Source organism: Pedobacter jeongneungensis (assembly GCF_000633455.1).
Classification (GTDB): Bacteria; Bacteroidota; Bacteroidia; order Sphingobacteriales; family Sphingobacteriaceae; genus Pedobacter; species Pedobacter jeongneungensis_A.
On the sequence record NZ_AYMG01000008.1, the window covers coordinates 198579 to 215202 of the forward strand.

Annotated in this window: 12 protein-coding genes and 1 other RNA gene; 10 read left to right on the forward strand and 3 right to left on the reverse strand. The window is 38.2% G+C overall.

The window, feature by feature from the left end; all coding sequences use genetic code 11:
• Nucleotides 1-569 precede the first annotated feature (569 nt).
• The 6 genes from U859_RS0107415 (at nt 570) to U859_RS0107440 (ending at nt 6795) form a co-directional block, all read left to right on the forward strand.
• The gene (locus tag U859_RS0107415; RefSeq protein WP_025142773.1) at nt 570-1403 is read left to right on the forward strand and encodes a prephenate dehydratase; all 834 of its coding nucleotides are present in this window, start codon (nt 570-572) and stop codon (nt 1401-1403) included.
• A gap of 131 nt (nt 1404-1534) precedes the next feature.
• On the forward strand, nt 1535-2674 hold the full coding sequence (locus U859_RS0107420; protein ID WP_025142774.1) for a chorismate mutase: 1140 nt from the start codon (nt 1535-1537) through the stop codon (nt 2672-2674).
• A 135-nt stretch (nt 2675-2809) separates the two neighbouring features.
• Nucleotides 2810-4078 (forward strand): 3-phosphoshikimate 1-carboxyvinyltransferase, encoded by a 1269-nt coding sequence (gene aroA, locus U859_RS0107425; RefSeq protein WP_025142775.1) that lies wholly within the window; start codon nt 2810-2812, stop codon nt 4076-4078.
• Nucleotides 4079-4207: 129 nt separating this feature from the next.
• Nucleotides 4208-5305: a chorismate synthase gene (gene aroC / locus U859_RS0107430; RefSeq protein ID WP_025142776.1), complete on the forward strand. Its 1098-nt coding sequence runs from the start codon at nt 4208-4210 to the stop codon at nt 5303-5305.
• Between the two features lie 2 nt (nt 5306-5307).
• On the forward strand, nt 5308-5916 hold the full coding sequence (locus tag U859_RS0107435) for a DUF1684 domain-containing protein (RefSeq protein ID WP_025142777.1): 609 nt from the start codon (nt 5308-5310) through the stop codon (nt 5914-5916).
• A gap of 123 nt (nt 5917-6039) precedes the next feature.
• The gene (locus U859_RS0107440; RefSeq protein WP_025142778.1) at nt 6040-6795 is read left to right on the forward strand and encodes a LytR/AlgR family response regulator transcription factor; all 756 of its coding nucleotides are present in this window, start codon (nt 6040-6042) and stop codon (nt 6793-6795) included.
• Nucleotide 6796: 1 nt separating this feature from the next.
• Here the strand turns inward: U859_RS0107440 and U859_RS0107445 are convergent, their stop codons facing one another.
• Nucleotides 6797-9040: a tetratricopeptide repeat protein gene (locus tag U859_RS0107445; protein ID WP_162799895.1), complete on the reverse strand. Its 2244-nt coding sequence runs from the start codon at nt 9038-9040 to the stop codon at nt 6797-6799.
• A 339-nt stretch (nt 9041-9379) separates the two neighbouring features.
• Nucleotides 9380-11800: a thiamine pyrophosphate-dependent enzyme gene (locus tag U859_RS0107450; RefSeq protein ID WP_025142780.1), complete on the reverse strand. Its 2421-nt coding sequence runs from the start codon at nt 11798-11800 to the stop codon at nt 9380-9382.
• A gap of 173 nt (nt 11801-11973) precedes the next feature.
• On the opposite strand from U859_RS0107450, the gene U859_RS0107455 reads away from it, so the two are divergent.
• On the forward strand, nt 11974-12366 hold the full coding sequence (locus U859_RS0107455; protein ID WP_025142781.1) for a DUF1573 domain-containing protein: 393 nt from the start codon (nt 11974-11976) through the stop codon (nt 12364-12366).
• A gap of 62 nt (nt 12367-12428) precedes the next feature.
• A complete protein-coding gene (locus U859_RS0107460) occupies nt 12429-13628 on the forward strand; it encodes a pyridoxal phosphate-dependent aminotransferase (RefSeq protein ID WP_025142782.1) in 1200 nt (399 codons plus the stop codon).
• 87 nt (nt 13629-13715) lie between these two features.
• On the opposite strand, the gene ssrA is transcribed toward U859_RS0107460, so the two are convergent.
• Nucleotides 13716-14082: a transfer-messenger RNA gene (gene ssrA, locus U859_RS31460) on the reverse strand.
• Between the two features lie 171 nt (nt 14083-14253).
• Here ssrA and U859_RS0107470 point away from each other — a divergent pair.
• Entirely contained in the window at nt 14254-14838 is a 585-nt protein-coding gene (locus U859_RS0107470; protein ID WP_025142784.1) for a TetR/AcrR family transcriptional regulator, read from the forward strand.
• Between the two features lie 167 nt (nt 14839-15005).
• Nucleotides 15006-16559 (forward strand): DHA2 family efflux MFS transporter permease subunit, encoded by a 1554-nt coding sequence (locus U859_RS0107475; protein ID WP_025142785.1) that lies wholly within the window; start codon nt 15006-15008, stop codon nt 16557-16559.
• Nucleotides 16560-16624: the final 65 nt, after the last annotated feature.

Below are 16624 nucleotides of genomic sequence, written 5' to 3' on the forward strand. Positions count from 1 at the left end.
ACAGATGTACACGGATTAACACAGATGATGTTTTCGCATTCGAAAATCTGTCATTCTGAGCGCAGAGAAGAATCAATGACTGTAACGAACAGGTGTTCCATCGTCTACATATACTTCGTTACTTTCCTATTTAATAGCATTCCATTAGTACAGTCGTCATTCCCGCGCAGGCGGGAATCTTAATATTTTTGCATTAATATTACCAATTAAGTAGGGAGAACGATCTCACGAAGCTGATCACCCTTCTTCTATACTTCTAGCCTTTAACCATATTAAAATCCGTTTTTATACCATTTTAAACCATAAAAAGACCAATCCATAAACCAGTCCGTTTTTAACAAAATTAAATTTTATTAAAAATATTTTCAATTTCCTATTGACAAATTAAATTTTGTTACTACATTTGGCTCAACAAAAAAAAGAAATGCAAATTACAAACACATATTACTTTGGTTACTTTTACTATTTTAGTAAGAGCCGGGGCTAATATGCAAAAAGATATATAACAATATTAAAATGTATAAGAAAGTCCCGGCAAACAGCCGGGACTTTTTTGTTTTAACGCAAAAATGGAAACGACAAAACGAGTAGCAATTCAGGGTATTAAAGCATCTTTCCACGAAGAAGCTGCATACAAATTCTTTGGTAAAGAAATTGAGACTGTAGAGTGCAATTCTTTTAAAGAAACCTGCGACAAACTGGAGAAAAACGATGCAGACTTTGTGGTAATGGCCATCGAAAACTCTATCGCTGGCAGTTTATTACCAAATTACACACTCATCCGCGATTACGGTTTTTCAGTTGTGGGCGAAGTTTACCTGCCGATTCAGTTACACTTAATGGCATTGCCAGGTGTAAAGTTTGAAGACATTAAAGTGGTTACCTCACACCCTATTGCTATCCGTCAATGCATTGATTTCTTTTACGATTACCCACATATTAAAATTGTGGAGAGCAATGATACTGCGGCCTGCGCCAAACGTATACAGGAAGAGAAATTAACCGATACCATGGCCATTGCAAACAGTTTAGCCGCAGAACTTTATGGCTTAAATATTTTAGAGCGCCGCGTAGAATCTAACAAGAAAAATTATACCCGTTTTCTGATCCTTAAAAAAGATAAAACCGATGAAGGAAAGAAAATAAATAAAGCATCAATCTGTTTTCAGGTTGGACACAAAGCAGGCTCATTAGCAACTGTATTAAATGTATTTGCTGAACAGGATGTAAGCTTAACAAAAATACAATCTATGCCGGTGTTAGGTAAAAGAAATGAGTATTACTTTTATGTCGACCTGGAATGGCCAAGTACCGAAAAATATGATAAAGCCATCAGAAAGGCATTAAAATATACATCGAACTTTAACATATTAGGAGAATATCAAAAGAACGATAAAGTATAAAAAAGTCGGAAGTCCGAAGTCAGGAGTCCGAAGATAAATAGTAAAACATTCAAACTTGTAATAATAAAATAATTAAAATATAACTCCGGACTTCCGACTGCGGACTAAGGACTTTAAACAAACCCATCATCATGAAACTTAATTTAAACATTCAACCTTTAAACACCTGGTTAAACGTTAACAACGAGCCTTTAATTATTTCAGGTCCTTGTAGTGCAGAAACTGAAGAACAATTATTAACTACTGCCCATTTATTGGCTGCTACTGGTAAAGTATCGGTATTAAGAGCTGGTATCTGGAAACCACGTACCCGTCCGGGAGAATTCGAAGGCATCGGAAGTATTGGTTTAGAGTGGTTAAAACGTGCTAAAGCAGAAACAGGTTTACCAACTGCAGTAGAGGTTGCAAATGCAAAACACGTTGAAGAGGCTTTGGCAGCTGGTGTAGATATCCTTTGGATCGGTGCACGTTCTACCGTAAACCCTTTCACCGTTCAGGAAATTGCTGATGCTTTAAAAGGCCATGATGTTCCTGTATTGATCAAAAACCCGGTAAACCCTGATTTACAGTTATGGATCGGTGCTATTGAGCGTATAAATGGTGCAGGTATCACTAAAATCGGTGCTATCCACCGTGGTTTTTCATCGTTCGAGAAAAGTTCTTTCCGTAACGAACCAATGTGGGAGCTTGCGATCCAGTTGAAAACACTTTGCCCGGAATTACCAATCATTAACGATCCAAGTCACATCTGTGGTAACCGTGAGTTAATCCCTTACATCTCTCAAAAAGCATTGGATTTAGACATGCAAGGTTTAATGATTGAATCGCACGTAGATCCTTCAGTAGCATGGACTGATGCTAAACAACAAGTTACACCAGCTGCTTTAGCAGAATTAGTTGACCGTTTAACTGTACGTGAGCCAGAAGCACCAAACGAAGCTTTCGCAGATAAATTAGCTGATTTACGTAAATCAATCGATAAAATTGATGATATCTTATTACAAAAATTAGGTGAGCGTATGGCTATCGTAGAGAAAATCGGTGAATTTAAACGCGATAACCAGGTAACTATTTTACAGGTTAACCGTTGGGATGCCATCATTAAAAAAGGTCATGCTTTTGCAAAAGCTTTAAAATTAGACCTAAACTTTACGGAGAAATTCTTAGAATTGATGCACGGTGAATCGATCCGTAAACAAACTGAAATTATGAACGCTGGCAAATCTGAACAAGGTATTGCTGCAGAACAACATACTGAAGTTAAAGCGTAAGAAAGGTAGAAGGCTGGAAGGTTTAAGGTGTAGGGTAAAACCTAGCTTTAAAAGAAATCCTCTACATATAACATTATTGATGTGGTGTCAGATGTTTCCATCTGACACTTACATTTAAGAATAAAACAGAATAAAATGTCGAAAAATGCCTTAGTTTCTTTTAAAGGAACCAAGAATATTAATACGGAAATCCAATTAACAGGCTCTAAAAGCGAATGCAACAGGGCCTTAATTATTAGTGCCTTAAGCAAAAAACTGGTTAAAGTCGTAAACCTTTCTAATGCTGCTGATACGGTAACATTAAATGGTATCCTTAATAATCTTGAAGAAGAATTAGAAGTAGAAATTGAAGAATCAAAAACAGTAGACGTAGGACCGGCAGGCACTGCAATGCGTTTCTTATCGGCTTATCTTTCTGCCAAAAACGGTAATTTTCTGTTAACCGGAACCGAGCGGATGAAACAACGGCCTATCGGGATTTTAGCAGAAGCTTTAAAAACAATCGGAGCTGATATTTCGTATGCCGAAACTGAAGGTTTCCCTCCATTGAATATTGTTGGGCCTTTAGATCAGAAAACTGCCCAGGTAAAGATTAAAGGCGATATCAGCAGTCAATATATTTCCGCATTATTGATGATCGCTCCTATCCTGCCACAAGGTTTAACTTTAGAAATTGAGGGTGAGCTTACTTCTAAACCTTATGTAGATATGACTTTAGATATGCTAGCAGAAGTTGGCATTGAGCATAGCTGGAACGGAAATTTCATTTCGATTAAACCTCAGGCTTTTAAACCTGGAACTTTGGTAGTTGAGCCCGATTGGAGCGCAGCATCTTATTGGTACAGCATTGCAGCCTTAGCCGATGAAGCTGAAATAGCTTTACCTGCCTTAAAAGAAAAAAGCCTGCAAGGTGACAGTCAGATCAAAAATATCATGAAAATTTTTGGTATCGCTACCAGTAAAACTGATAAAGGTATTGCTATTAGCAATTTAGGACTTACTCTGGATACCAAAGAAATTTTAGATTTAAAAACTTGTCCTGATTTAGCGCAAACCATTGTAGTTATTGCTGCTGCTTTGGGCAAAAACATGTCTTTTACAGGTTTGGAGACCTTGAAGATCAAGGAAACAGACCGAATTGCAGCCCTTCAGAATGAATTGGCTAAAATAGGCGTTACATTGACCGAAAAAAACTTGATTTATACCTTAAATACAGATAACCTTCACTTTCCGGATAAAATTACCATTGCAACCTACGAGGACCACCGTATGGCGATGGCTTTTGCGCCACTTGCACTATTGATTAACGAAGTTGAAATTGAAGAAATGCAGGTAGTAGAAAAATCTTATCCTTTTTACTGGGAAGATTTGAAAAAAGCTGGATTTGAGGTGAGAGAGATTTGAGACACGAGATTTGAGACACTAGATTTGAGACACTAGAAAAAATTAAAACTATAATAATCTAACCAGATTTTGAGACGATTTGAGCAGAAATTCTCAAATCCAGTATCTCAAATCTAACATCTAAATAATATGGCAGGCAACTCATTCGGACAACTATTTCGCATCACTACATTTGGCGAATCTCATGGCGTAGCCATTGGGGTAATTATTGATGGCTGTCCGGCGCAATTGGATATAGATATGGATTTCATTCAGTCAGAACTTGACAAGCGCAAACCCGGTCAATCCAAAATTACCACACAAAGAAAAGAAAGTGATACCGTTCAGATTTTGTCGGGTATCTTCGAAGGAAAAAGTACAGGTACTCCTATTGCGCTTTTAATCCCGAATGAGGATCAACGTTCAAAAGATTACGGACATAACGTTGATGTTTACCGCCCGAGCCATGCCGATTACGTGTACGATGCAAAATACGGCATTCGTGATCACCGTGGAGGTGGCCGTTCTTCTGCCCGCGAAACTGCTGCCCGTGTAGCTGCAGGTGCCATTGCAAAACTGTTTTTAAAACAACAGGGTATCGAAATTTTCGCACATGTAACTTCTGTAGGTACCATCGAAGCACCTAATTTAGAAAGCAACGATTTATCCGCTTTACTAGAGATCAGGGAAGAAAACATTGTACGTTGCGCCGATCCGGCAACGGCACACGAAATGATCGAATTTATCGATTCAGTAAGAAAAGACGGTGATACCGTTGGTGGTAAAATCGGTTGTGTGATAAAAGGTTGTCCGGCTGGTTTAGGCGAACCCGTTTTCGATAAATTACATGCCGATTTAGGTAAAGCCATGCTAAGCATCAACGCCGTACATGGTTTCGAATATGGTTCTGGTTTTGCCGGAAGCGAATTACGAGGATCGCAGCATAACGACATTCCGCAGCCAAAAGCTGCAGATTCTAAAGTTTTTAAAACCACCACCAATTATGCAGGCGGTATTTTAGGAGGCATTTCTAACGGAATGGACATTACTTTTAAAGTAGCTTTTAAGCCTGTAGCCACCATTATGCACAACCAGCAAACCATTAATGCCGCTGGTGAAGCGTCAGAAATTAAAGGAAAAGGCAGGCATGATCCATGTGTGGTACCAAGAGCGGTGGTAATTGTTGAAGCCATGGCCGCACTCGTTTTAGCTGATCAGTTTTTGAGGAATAAAGCAAGCGTAATTTAAAGATGAAACTTATTACCATTCTACTTTTGTTGATCAGCATGAATACCTTTGCTCAAAGTTATGCTGATCAGATTGCCAAACACCGTGAGGCTTATAAAGAAGATTTTATAAAAGACAATCGTTCGCCATTAAAGAAAAGCGACCTGCAAAATCTTCATTTTTATGAGGCTGACAGTGCCTATAAAGTATCGGCAGAAGTAGAATTGTTAAAAAATGAAAAGGTGTTCAAAATGCCCACTTTTAATGGCAGCAGCAGCGATTATTACCGCTACGCACATATAAACTTCAGTTTAAATGGAAAAGCGATCCAAATGACGCTGTACAGGAGTGTTTCTTTATCAACCAACCCAATCTATAAAGACCACCTCTTTTTGCCTTTTACAGATGAAACCAATAATAAGGAAACTTATGGAGGTGGTCGTTATATCGATCTGGATGCAAAAGAAATCAACAATAAACATATAGAAATCGATTTTAATAAAGCCTATAATCCATATTGTGCGTATAGCGATGGTTACCGTTGTCCGGTGCCGCCAGAAGAAAATGACCTGCAGTTAGCCATTAAAGCCGGCGAAAAATTATACACAGGTGAAAAGAAACATCAGAAATAAACGTTAAGACTACATTTAACAAAAAAGTGTTGACCTAATTGTGTTTTAATTCTCATTTTAGCGTAATTTACAAAACATTAATTTTAGATCCCTGTTGTTGACAACATAATCCCATATCCCTAAATGACCTACACCTGTATAATTGTTGATGATAATGAAATTGAAAGAGATGCAATTGAAATGCACCTTAAAAAAATCCCATCATTAAATATTCTGGCAGTTTGCAGTAGTGGTATTGAAGCTTCGCAGATTTTAAGCACAACACCTGTTGATATTGTTTTTTCTGATATCGATATGCCCGAGCTTTCTGGAATGGACCTGTTAAAAAGCCTTAAACAACAGCCATTATTTATATTCGTTACCTCTTTTACAGAATATGCTGCAGAAAGTTTCAACCTTGATGCGCTCGATTTTATTGTTAAACCGGCAACTTTCGAAAGGATTTTAAAGGCCACCAATAAGGCTATAGAATACCTGGAGCTGAAAAAATTAGTTGGAAAAACATCTCAGCATGTAGATAAATCTACGAATAGTGATGGGGATGATCATTTCTTTTTCAGGGAAACCAAAGGGATCACGAAATTAAAATACGATGATGTGATCTATATTGAAAGCATGGGAGATTTTTCTAAACTCTTTACCAGCACCGATAAACATATTGTACTGGTTAGCCTTAAAAACCTGGAGAAACAACTGCCTTCTAAAATATTCTCGCGGGTACACAAACAATACATCATCAATATCAACCATATTGCTACCCTAACCAATCATGAAGTTCATTTAGAACACGATTTTATTGTTCCAATAAGTGTATCCAATAGACAGGAATTGTTAGAAAAAGCAATTGACAAAAAAATCCTTTCCCGGTTTTTGAAATAACTTATTTTTTCAACGTAATGATAAAGCAACTGCCACCTGTTTGGTTATTGCTAGCACTGATATTTCCATCCATCAAACCCACAAAAGTTCTGCAAAGCAGTAAACCTAAACCTGTACCCTTTTCTTTATTGGTACCCAGGGTGCTTACACCAGCGCCAAGATAACCAGGTTTGTTAAAATGACTTAACTGAACTGGATTTAACCCGACACCTGTATCAGAAATTCTAATTTCCTGTTGATTACCCAGATCAACCGAACTGATTTCTACTGAACCTCCACCAGGTGTAAATTTAATAGCATTACTCACTAAATTACGGATTACCAGGCTAAGCATATTCTCATCTGCCTTGCAAAAGGTTTGAATAGGAATTAAATTCTTAATGCTGATCTTCTTTTGATCTGCACTATCCTGTAAGGAATGGATTACTTCACCTGTCAGATATTGAATATCCAACGATTCAAGGTATGGATTAAAACCCTGCATCTGGCTTGCCGCCCAGTTCAGCAGGTTTTCCATCATGGTTGAAGTATATGTAAGGTTATTTTTTAACGATGCCGCGTACCGGTTTAATTTTTCCTGCTCAATATTACCGCCCTCCAGCAGTTGCATAAACGAGATCAGTGAATTTACAGGTGTACGCATATCATGACTCACTACACTAAAAATACGGTCTTTAACCTTACTCAGCTGCTCTAATTCCCTTTTTTGGTTGTTAATGATCTTATTTAGCCTTGTTGTTTTTCTCTGGCTCAAAAAGATAACCACGGCAATAATCAAAATCAAAAATGAAGCAATGCTCAGAAATATCTTTATACGTTCATCAAATTTAATCTGCTGATTTTGTTTACTGATCTGTTTGTCTTTTACACTAGCTGTAAGTTGCGCCTGATATTTAGCCTTTGCAAATTTACCCTCCTGGGCCAAACGCTGAATATCAAGATCTGCCTTGGCTTTTTGAAAAGTCAACAGATCTAATGCTTTTTCCTTGTCGCTCAAAGCCAGCTGCTGTTTTTTTAAAGTAAGTTCTTGCTGCTGTCTTTTTAATTCACCTTCAGTAAGTTTCTGTTTTAGTAGATAATCACGCTCTTTTACGTTAAAATCGACCTGCATTTGCCTCCTGGTAATTTCCTTTTCCTTATCCTCGTTAAAAATTTTATCCCTGGCAGCAATATACTGCCTGTAATAAGCTAACGATTTATTATACTCCTTTTGCTTTTCATAAACAGTGCTTAGCCCTAAATTAGCATCCTTCTCTATATCCAAAAACCTGTTTTCTTCTGCTATTTTTAAACTCTTACCCAGTAAGGAGATGGCATTTTCAAAATCATTTTCTTTCTGATAAAAATTACCCAAAGCATATAAAGTAGAAGCATAAGCTTCTTTATCATCTCCTGTTTTACTTAATTCGAGCGATTTCTGATAAGATTTCATTGCGGCGTCTTTTTGCCCGGTTGAACTGTAAAGATCGGCCAGATCTCGCCTTACGGTAGCAATAATTCCTTTATCATCAATGGATTCTGCTACTTTTAATGATTTATTATAATATTCCAATGCCAATTTAACCTTCTGATTAGGAAGTACATTCATTTCCATCAGTTCACGATCTGATGCTTCAAAATAGTTAGTGCCAATTAATTCATAAACAACTGCAACACCCCTTACATTTTCGCCTTCTTTGGCAAACACTTTCAGGGCCATTTTCATATATACCAATGCCTGACTTTGATTACCCAATCTCTGATAAATGGTAGAAATATTGGTATAGCAACTGGCCATATCAGTTTCGTTACCCATTTTTTCGTATATCGCAATGGCTTTTTGATTAACCTCTAAAGATTTTGCATAATCTGGAATGCTGCCATATAATGCCCCAAGATTGAGATAAGTACCGGCTTCCATATCGAGGTTACCAATTGAAGAAAATTCGGTTACCGCCACCAAATAATTTTCTTCTGCTTTTTGATAATCAGACCGGCCATGGTACATCATTCCCCTGCGGTAATAGGCTATTGCAGAAAATTTTTTAAGGTTTTTATCATGAGAAAGCTGAATGGTTTTATCGAGGTATTCTTCCGCCTTTTCAACGTTACGCATTTTCATATATTGACGGTAAACTTCTGTCAATATTTTGATTTTGGTGGAGTCTGTCCTTTGGTTCTTTTGATTAACTGTTAAAAGGCTATCGAGTTTTTTTTGAGATGCATTTACCTGTGCAAACCCATTAATGTAGAAAAATAATAGCATTAAAAATGCAATACCTATTTTAAAAAAATAAGCGTAGGAATTCCTTTGTTTATCAATGCAATGCATTACCCGCCAATAAAAATTAACCATTAATATTATTAGCGTATATGCACGAAAATCCTCGAAAATTACAGTGTTTCACTATTGGGATGATATAAAACATACTGAAATAAAAAAAATTGTTTGGCTTATAAAAGTATATAAAAATTCTATTACCAGGTAACCAAATTTTTACCATTTTACTCAAAAAACAAAATTCTTCACCCCAATTCCGAGTATAAACACAAAAACAAATGATTATCAGTAATTTATCCGATAAATCAACGGATTTAAATACTGCTAAAAAAGTGCAGGATATTTCGTGGGATTGGCATCGTGCATCATCTGGTAAATGGCTTCAATTACATCATCAACAGATGGTTTACTGAAATAATCGCCATCAGAACCAAATGGTGGACGGTGGGCTTTAGCCGACAATGTTTTTGGCTGTCCATCCAGGTGGAAATAACCTTTTTGCTCTTCCAGTACTTTTTGCAGGATATAAGCTGACGCACCTCCGGGTACATCTTCATCTACTACCAGTAATTTATTGGTTTTTGAAAGAGAATTCACACAAACATGGTTGATATCGAAAGGTAACAGCGTTTGAGGATCTATAATTTCGACAGAAATACCTAAAAGAGCCAATTCTTCTGCTGCTTCCTGAACAATTCTTAATGAAGAACCGTAAGAAACCACCGTAATATCCGTTCCTTCTTCCAAAACCTCGGCTTTTCCTAAAGAAACTGTAAAATCGCCAACATTTATGGGTAATTTTTCTTTTAAACGGTAACCGTTTAAACATTCAATTACTACGGCAGGTTCATCAGCCCTAAAAAGCGTGTTGTACATTCCTGCGGCTTGTGTCATGTTCCTCGGTACACAAAGGTGCATCCCCCTTAAAGAACCTAAAAGCATACTGATCGGAGAACCTGAATGCCATATGCCCTCCAAACGGTGACCACGTGTACGGACAATAACCGGTGCTTTTTGGATGCCTTTAGTACGATAAGCCAGTGAGGCCAAATCGTCGCTTAACACATTCAATGCAAATATCAGATAATCAAGATATTGAATTTCGGCGATTGGCTTTAAACCACGCATGGCCAAACCAATTCCTTGCCCCATAATGGTCATTTCCCTGATTCCGGTATCAGTAATCCTCAATTCTCCATATTTTGCCTGTAAACCAGCAAAACCTTGATTTACATCACCAATATTTCCTAAATCTTCTCCAAAAGCAACTAAACGTTGATCGCGGGCAAAATTTTCGTTAAAACAAGCATTCAGCACTTCCCTGCCATCAACCATTTTAGAAAGCTCGTCGTATTCTGCATCGACAACGGCAATTTTAGCCGGACTTTCCTTACCATCAGTATGAAGTTTAGAATTGTAACGGTCGTAATTATGTCCTTCCTGTTCTTTGTACCAGGCTAAGAGTTCATTACGCTCTGCAGAACTATTATTGGCCGACATGCGTATAGCTTTACGAACCGCTACAAAAACTTCTCTACGCTGTGCATCCGCAACTGAAGCCAGGTTTGCTGCAATTTTAGCCAGTTCAGGTTGATGTTTGGCTACACCGCTAATCAGGTCTATTGCTTGCTTTTGTTCGGGTTTAATACTATCTAAAAACTCATTCCAGGCTTCTTTTTGAGCGTTGCGTACAAAAATCTTTGCTTCTTTTTCAATCTCTGCAATTTCTTCTTCTGTGGCAACGGCCGAATCGAGCATCCAGGCACGCATTTTCACAATACAATCATGTTCTGTCTCCCAGGTAAGGCGATCTTTAGATTTATACCTTTCGTGAGAACCTGAAGTTGAATGCCCCTGTGGCTGAGTAAGTTCGGTAACATGAATTAATACAGGTACGTGCTCATCCCTGCAAACATTGATGGCTTTTTCGTACACTTCACACAAAGCGGGATAATCCCATCCTTTTACTTTATAAATCTCATATCCTGGTTTTTCAGGCTCACGCTGAAAGCCTTTTAAAACTTCCGAAATATCTTCTTTGGTAGTTTGGTATTTTGCCGGAACGGAGATTCCGTAAGCATCATCCCAGATGGAGATGGCCATTGGGATCTGCAGCACACCTGCCGCATTAATAGCTTCGAAAAACACACCTTCCGAGGTTGAAGCATTGCCAATGGTACCAAAAGCAACCTCATTCCCATTAACAGAAAAATGTTTTAAATAATCGAGCTCCCTATTTTCCCTGAATAATTTAGAGGCATAGGCTAAACCAACCAAACGGGCCATCTGCCCTCCTGTTGGTGAAATATCTGATGAACAGTTTTTAATCTGTGTTAAATCATTCCAGCTGCCGTCTTCGTTAACCGATTTTGTAGCAAAATGGCAATTCATCTGCCTGCCACCTGAAAACGGATCGGCTCCATTGGTTGGGTTTGCGTACAACTGTGCAAAAAATTCTTTTATAGTAGAAATGCCTGTTGCAAAGGCAAAAGTTTGATCACGGTAGTAACCTGATCGCCAATCGCCGTTTTTAAAAGCTTTCGCCATGGCAATCTGAGGTACTTCTTTACCATCGCCAAAAATGCCAAATTTAGCCTTCCCCGTTAATACTTCCCTACGGCCTAAAACACTGGCCTGCCTGCTCTCAAAAGCTATTTTATAGTCGCTTTTAACAATAGATTTGAAATCGTTAAAACTCAGTTCGGAAGCATTAATAGCGTTGGTCATCAATTTTTCATTCGGCATAGTAATCAAAGATTGGTTGCGGCAAATATATACAAAATTAAAAGTTTGCCTTTAACCTCGATTGTAAAATTATATATGGAATTGGAAAATAATATTTGGAATAGTTTTTGTTTTACATTGAAAACATTAAATTTGTTTTAGATATTTTAAAAAATAAATCACACCCAAATAACATGAAAAAGATCTTAGTATTATTCGCTTTTGTTTTAGGTTTTGGTATTGCTGCAAATGCACAGGCTAAACCTGCTGAGTTTAAATTCGAAACTGAAACACATGATTTCGGTAAAATTGTTTTAAACAAACCAGTAACTTACGATTTCAAATACACAAACGTTGGCGAAGAGCCTTTAATTATTACAAAAGCTGAAGCAAGCTGTGGATGTACTGTACCAAAATATACTTCTACCCCATTGAAAAAAGGTGAAACTGGCGTAATTTCAGTAACTTTTAACGCTGCTGCTGGTCCATCTACTTTTTCTAAAGCAGTTACCATCACTTCAAACGCTAAAACGCCGATTAAGGTGCTTTATATTAAAGGTGAAACTGTAGCTGCCGCTTCAAAGTAATTTTTTAACCGATAATATTTAAAAAGTCCCGATTTTCATCGGGACTTTTTTATTTTTGTACCATGCCAAAAATTTCACAAAAAGGTGTGCAGATGCCTGCATCGCCGATCAGAAAATTAACCCCCTTTGCAGATCAAGCTAAAAAAGATGGTAAAAAAGTGTATCACCTAAATATTGGTCAGCCTGATATAGAAACACCTGAAGGAATGTTAAACGCCATCAAAAACATTGATTTTAATGTTTGGGCATATACCCCATCAGAAGGAACATTAGCCTATCGCTTAAAACTTACTGAATATTATAACAAACTGGGATATAACATTACGCCAGAAAATATATTGGTAACCGTTGGTGGCTCTGAAGCGATTACCATTGCCATGCAAACCTGCGTGAACGAAGGTGATGAAATCATCATTCCTGAGCCTTTTTATGCAAATTACAATGGTTTTGCCTGTATGAGTAATGTGGTGGTAAAACCTATCCTTTCTTATATCGAAAATGGTTTTGCACTGCCGCCGATTGCAGAATTCGAAAAACTGATTACCGAAAAAACCAAGGCGATTATTATCTGTAACCCGAATAATCCAACCGGTTATTTATATTCGAGAGAAGAATTAGAGGCATTAAAAACACTTTGTGTAAAATACGACCTGTTCTTATTCTCGGATGAAGCTTACCGTGAATTCTGCTACGATGGCAGGGAATTTATTTCGCCAATGCACTTAGATGGTTTAGACGAAAATGTGGTGATTATGGATACGGTTTCTAAACGTTACAGCGCCTGCGGTGCACGTTTAGGCTGTTTAATCACCAAAAACAAGGAAGTGATTGCTTCGGGATTAAAATTTGCACAGGCGAGGTTAAGTCCTGGTATGGTAGAGCAGATTGCCGGTGCAGCTGCTGTAGATACACCAGATAGTTATTTCGAAAAAGTAAATACGGAATATACTTTACGCCGTGATACTTTGGTTGGAAGATTGAATAAAATTGATGGCGTTTTCTGCCCAAACCCGGGTGGTGCGTTTTACGTAGTTGCAAAATTCCCGATAGATGATGCTGATAAATTCTGTCAGTGGATTTTGGAAGAATTTAGCCACGAAAACCAAACGGTGATGATGGCGCCTGCAACAGGCTTCTACTCTACTGCCGGTTCGGGTAAAAATGAAGTACGTATGGCTTACGTTTTAAATACAGCCGATTTAAATGCAGCAATGGATTGTTTGGAAGTAGCCTTGCAGCAATATCCTGGAAGAACGGAATAAATGATGGAAGATGTGAGGGGGAAAATGTGAGAGGGATGATCTGAACTATAAATAAAAAACCTGCAAATTATTCATTTGCAGGTTTTTTTGTGGAGCCGAAGGGAGTCGAACCCTTGTCCAGTTGTGAGATAAATTATACCTTCTACATGCTTATTTTTCAATTGATTTTCGGGAAATAAACGGGCTGAAAACCGACCTTGTTTATAACCTTAGATACTTTATCTCACTTTAAGTCGCATCTACTTAAAGCCAGCTTTGTTGTTTCGATGCCCCGGATTCTAACCCAACAATGCAGCAGTTAGAGGGACAAAAGCTAAGCTAGTTCTAAACTAGGCAGCTAAGGCGTAAGTATTTTCGCCAACTAAAATGTGATCGTTCACTTTAAGTGCTCTCCGAACAACGCACTGCATGCTAACATAACCTTCGCCACCCCGTCAAATCCAAGAACGGCCCCAGGTTTTAGTTTCGGTTTACAATTAATTAATTGCAAAACCGGACTGCAAATATACAAATTTACTTTGAAAATGGTTATTTTCTGAATTAATAGATACGATTTGTAAGTCCCATGTAAATAGAAAAATATAAAGTTTATAATTTGCGACCGATTGTTCATATTTGTCCCGTTATGAAAAAAGCCGAACGTACCAAACAATTCATTATTGAAAAATCTGCACCAATTTTCAATACAAAAGGTATTGCAGGCACTTCTATGAATGATATTATGGAAGCGACACAATTGGCAAAAGGTGGCGTTTACAGACATTTTCCCAGCAAAGAAGCTTTAAGTCTTGAGGTTTTTAATTACCTAAGCAACCTTATGCATGATGGCGCTACAGGGGTTGTAAGGGAAATACCAACGGCTAAGGGCAAACTTTATGGCTTACTTGATTTCTACGATAACCGCATTTTATCTAAATGGGGCGGTTGTGCCATCCTAAATTTTGGGGCGGAGGCCGACGATACCAACCCGGTGATGAAGGAAAAAGTAAGGGCAGCAATTTACCGGTTTAAAAGCCGCATCAGCAAAATCATTATCGATGGGCAGGAAAACGGCGAGTTTTCTAAAGATTTCGACGCAGAACACTACGCCATTAAAGTTTTCACCATGTACGAAGGTGCTGTGCTCATCAGTAAAATAGAAAATAACCCTGAATACCTGCATAACATTATAGCCATGCTGAAAAAAGAAATCGATCCTTACATCCTCTAAAATTTTTTATCGATAAAGAGACCAAACGTTCACTTTCACAAAGTATATATGAATCTACAAAATACCCTACACCTCATCACAATAATATCATTAAAACAAACCTATCCTTAATCCACTATTTTTTTATTCAAAAAGAGACCGATCGTTCACTTTTATTATAACGCTAAATGAACAATTTAAAACGAACCCTATTAATTATTACGGTATTGATGGCCGCCGTAATGGAACTCATTGATACCACCATTGTAAATGTAGCCCTTTCGCATATGAGCGGAAATCTTGGAGCCACATTAGAAGACACCACCTGGGTGGTAACGGCTTATGCCATTGCCAATGTGATCATTATTCCAATGACGAGTTTTTTAACCGCTATGTTTGGCCGTAGAAATTATTACATCGGCTCTATTATCATATTCGTTTTTTGCTCTATTATGTGTGGGGGCGCACCGGATATTTGGACATTGGTTGCCTTTAGGTTTTTACAGGGATTGGGCGGTGGGGCCTTGCTTTCGGTTTCGCAGGCTGTAATATTTGAACTTTTTCCTAAAGAAAAACAGGGTGTGGCCAGTGCTATTTTTGGAATAGGTGTATTTATTGGTCCAACTATAGGGCCTACAATGGGTGGTTTGATTATTGATAATTATAACTGGCCACTTATTTTCTACATTAACATCCCTATCGGCATTGCTGCGGCTGTTTCATGTTATTTTCTGCTCACAGAGCCACTCATCAAGCCAAAAATAAATAAGGTAGACTGGTTGGGTATCATCCTGCTCGCGGTTGGTATCGGCTCTTTACAAACTGTGCTGGAGCGTGGCCAAACTGAAGATTGGTTTGCCACCGGATACATCATTGTACTAACCGTTACCGCTGTAATAGCCTTAACAGCGTTTATCCTCTGGGAATTACATGTGGCTCATCCTGTTGTTAACTTACGGGTATTTAAAAGCAGGTCGTTATCCATAGCAGCGATTTTAACCTTTATTACAGGTATAGGCATGTTTACTTCTGTTTTTATTACGCCTGTTCTGGCTCAGCGCCTACTTGGCTTTACGCCTACCGAAACAGGGCTCATGCTATTGCCTAGTGCCGTGATCGCCATATTTGCGCTGATTGCTTCGGGAAAGTTAATGGCTAAAGGGGTATCGCCGATTTTAATTGTTGTTTTAGGCTTTATCTGTTTTATTTATTTCAACTGGAGCATGGCTGGAATTAATTTTGGTATTTCGGCCCATGCCATCAGCATCAACCTGATTTTTCGTGCTACAGCTATGGCTTTTTTAACAGTACCGCTTACCATGCTGGCGGTATCTTCGTTACCGCCAGCAGATATTCCGCAGGGCGCATCCCTCAACAATATGATGAGGCAATTGGGCGGTGCATTCGGCATATCGGCAGTAAATACCTATTATGCACAACGACTGGCTGTGCACCGTACAGATCTGTTAAGCCACATTAATCTCTACAATCCACAAGCGGTTGAGCGTTTAAATTCTTTAACGGCTTATTTTCAGCAGAAAGGAATTAATGCAATGGATGCCCGCATGAAAGGGATCGCCGTAATTGAACATTCCATTAGCACGCAATCTTCCATGCTCAGCTATATTGATTGTTATTATTTCGTTGGGTTACTTTTTGTGGTTACTCTGCCACTTTTATTTTTCGTAAGCAAGAGGCCAAAAAATCCGGCAATTGGTAAAATGGTTATTTCGGATCATTGATGAAGTCAATTGAAATTGAGATTTGGAGTCGGTTAGTTAGTCTGAAGTTTTTAGTCGTTTTAAAC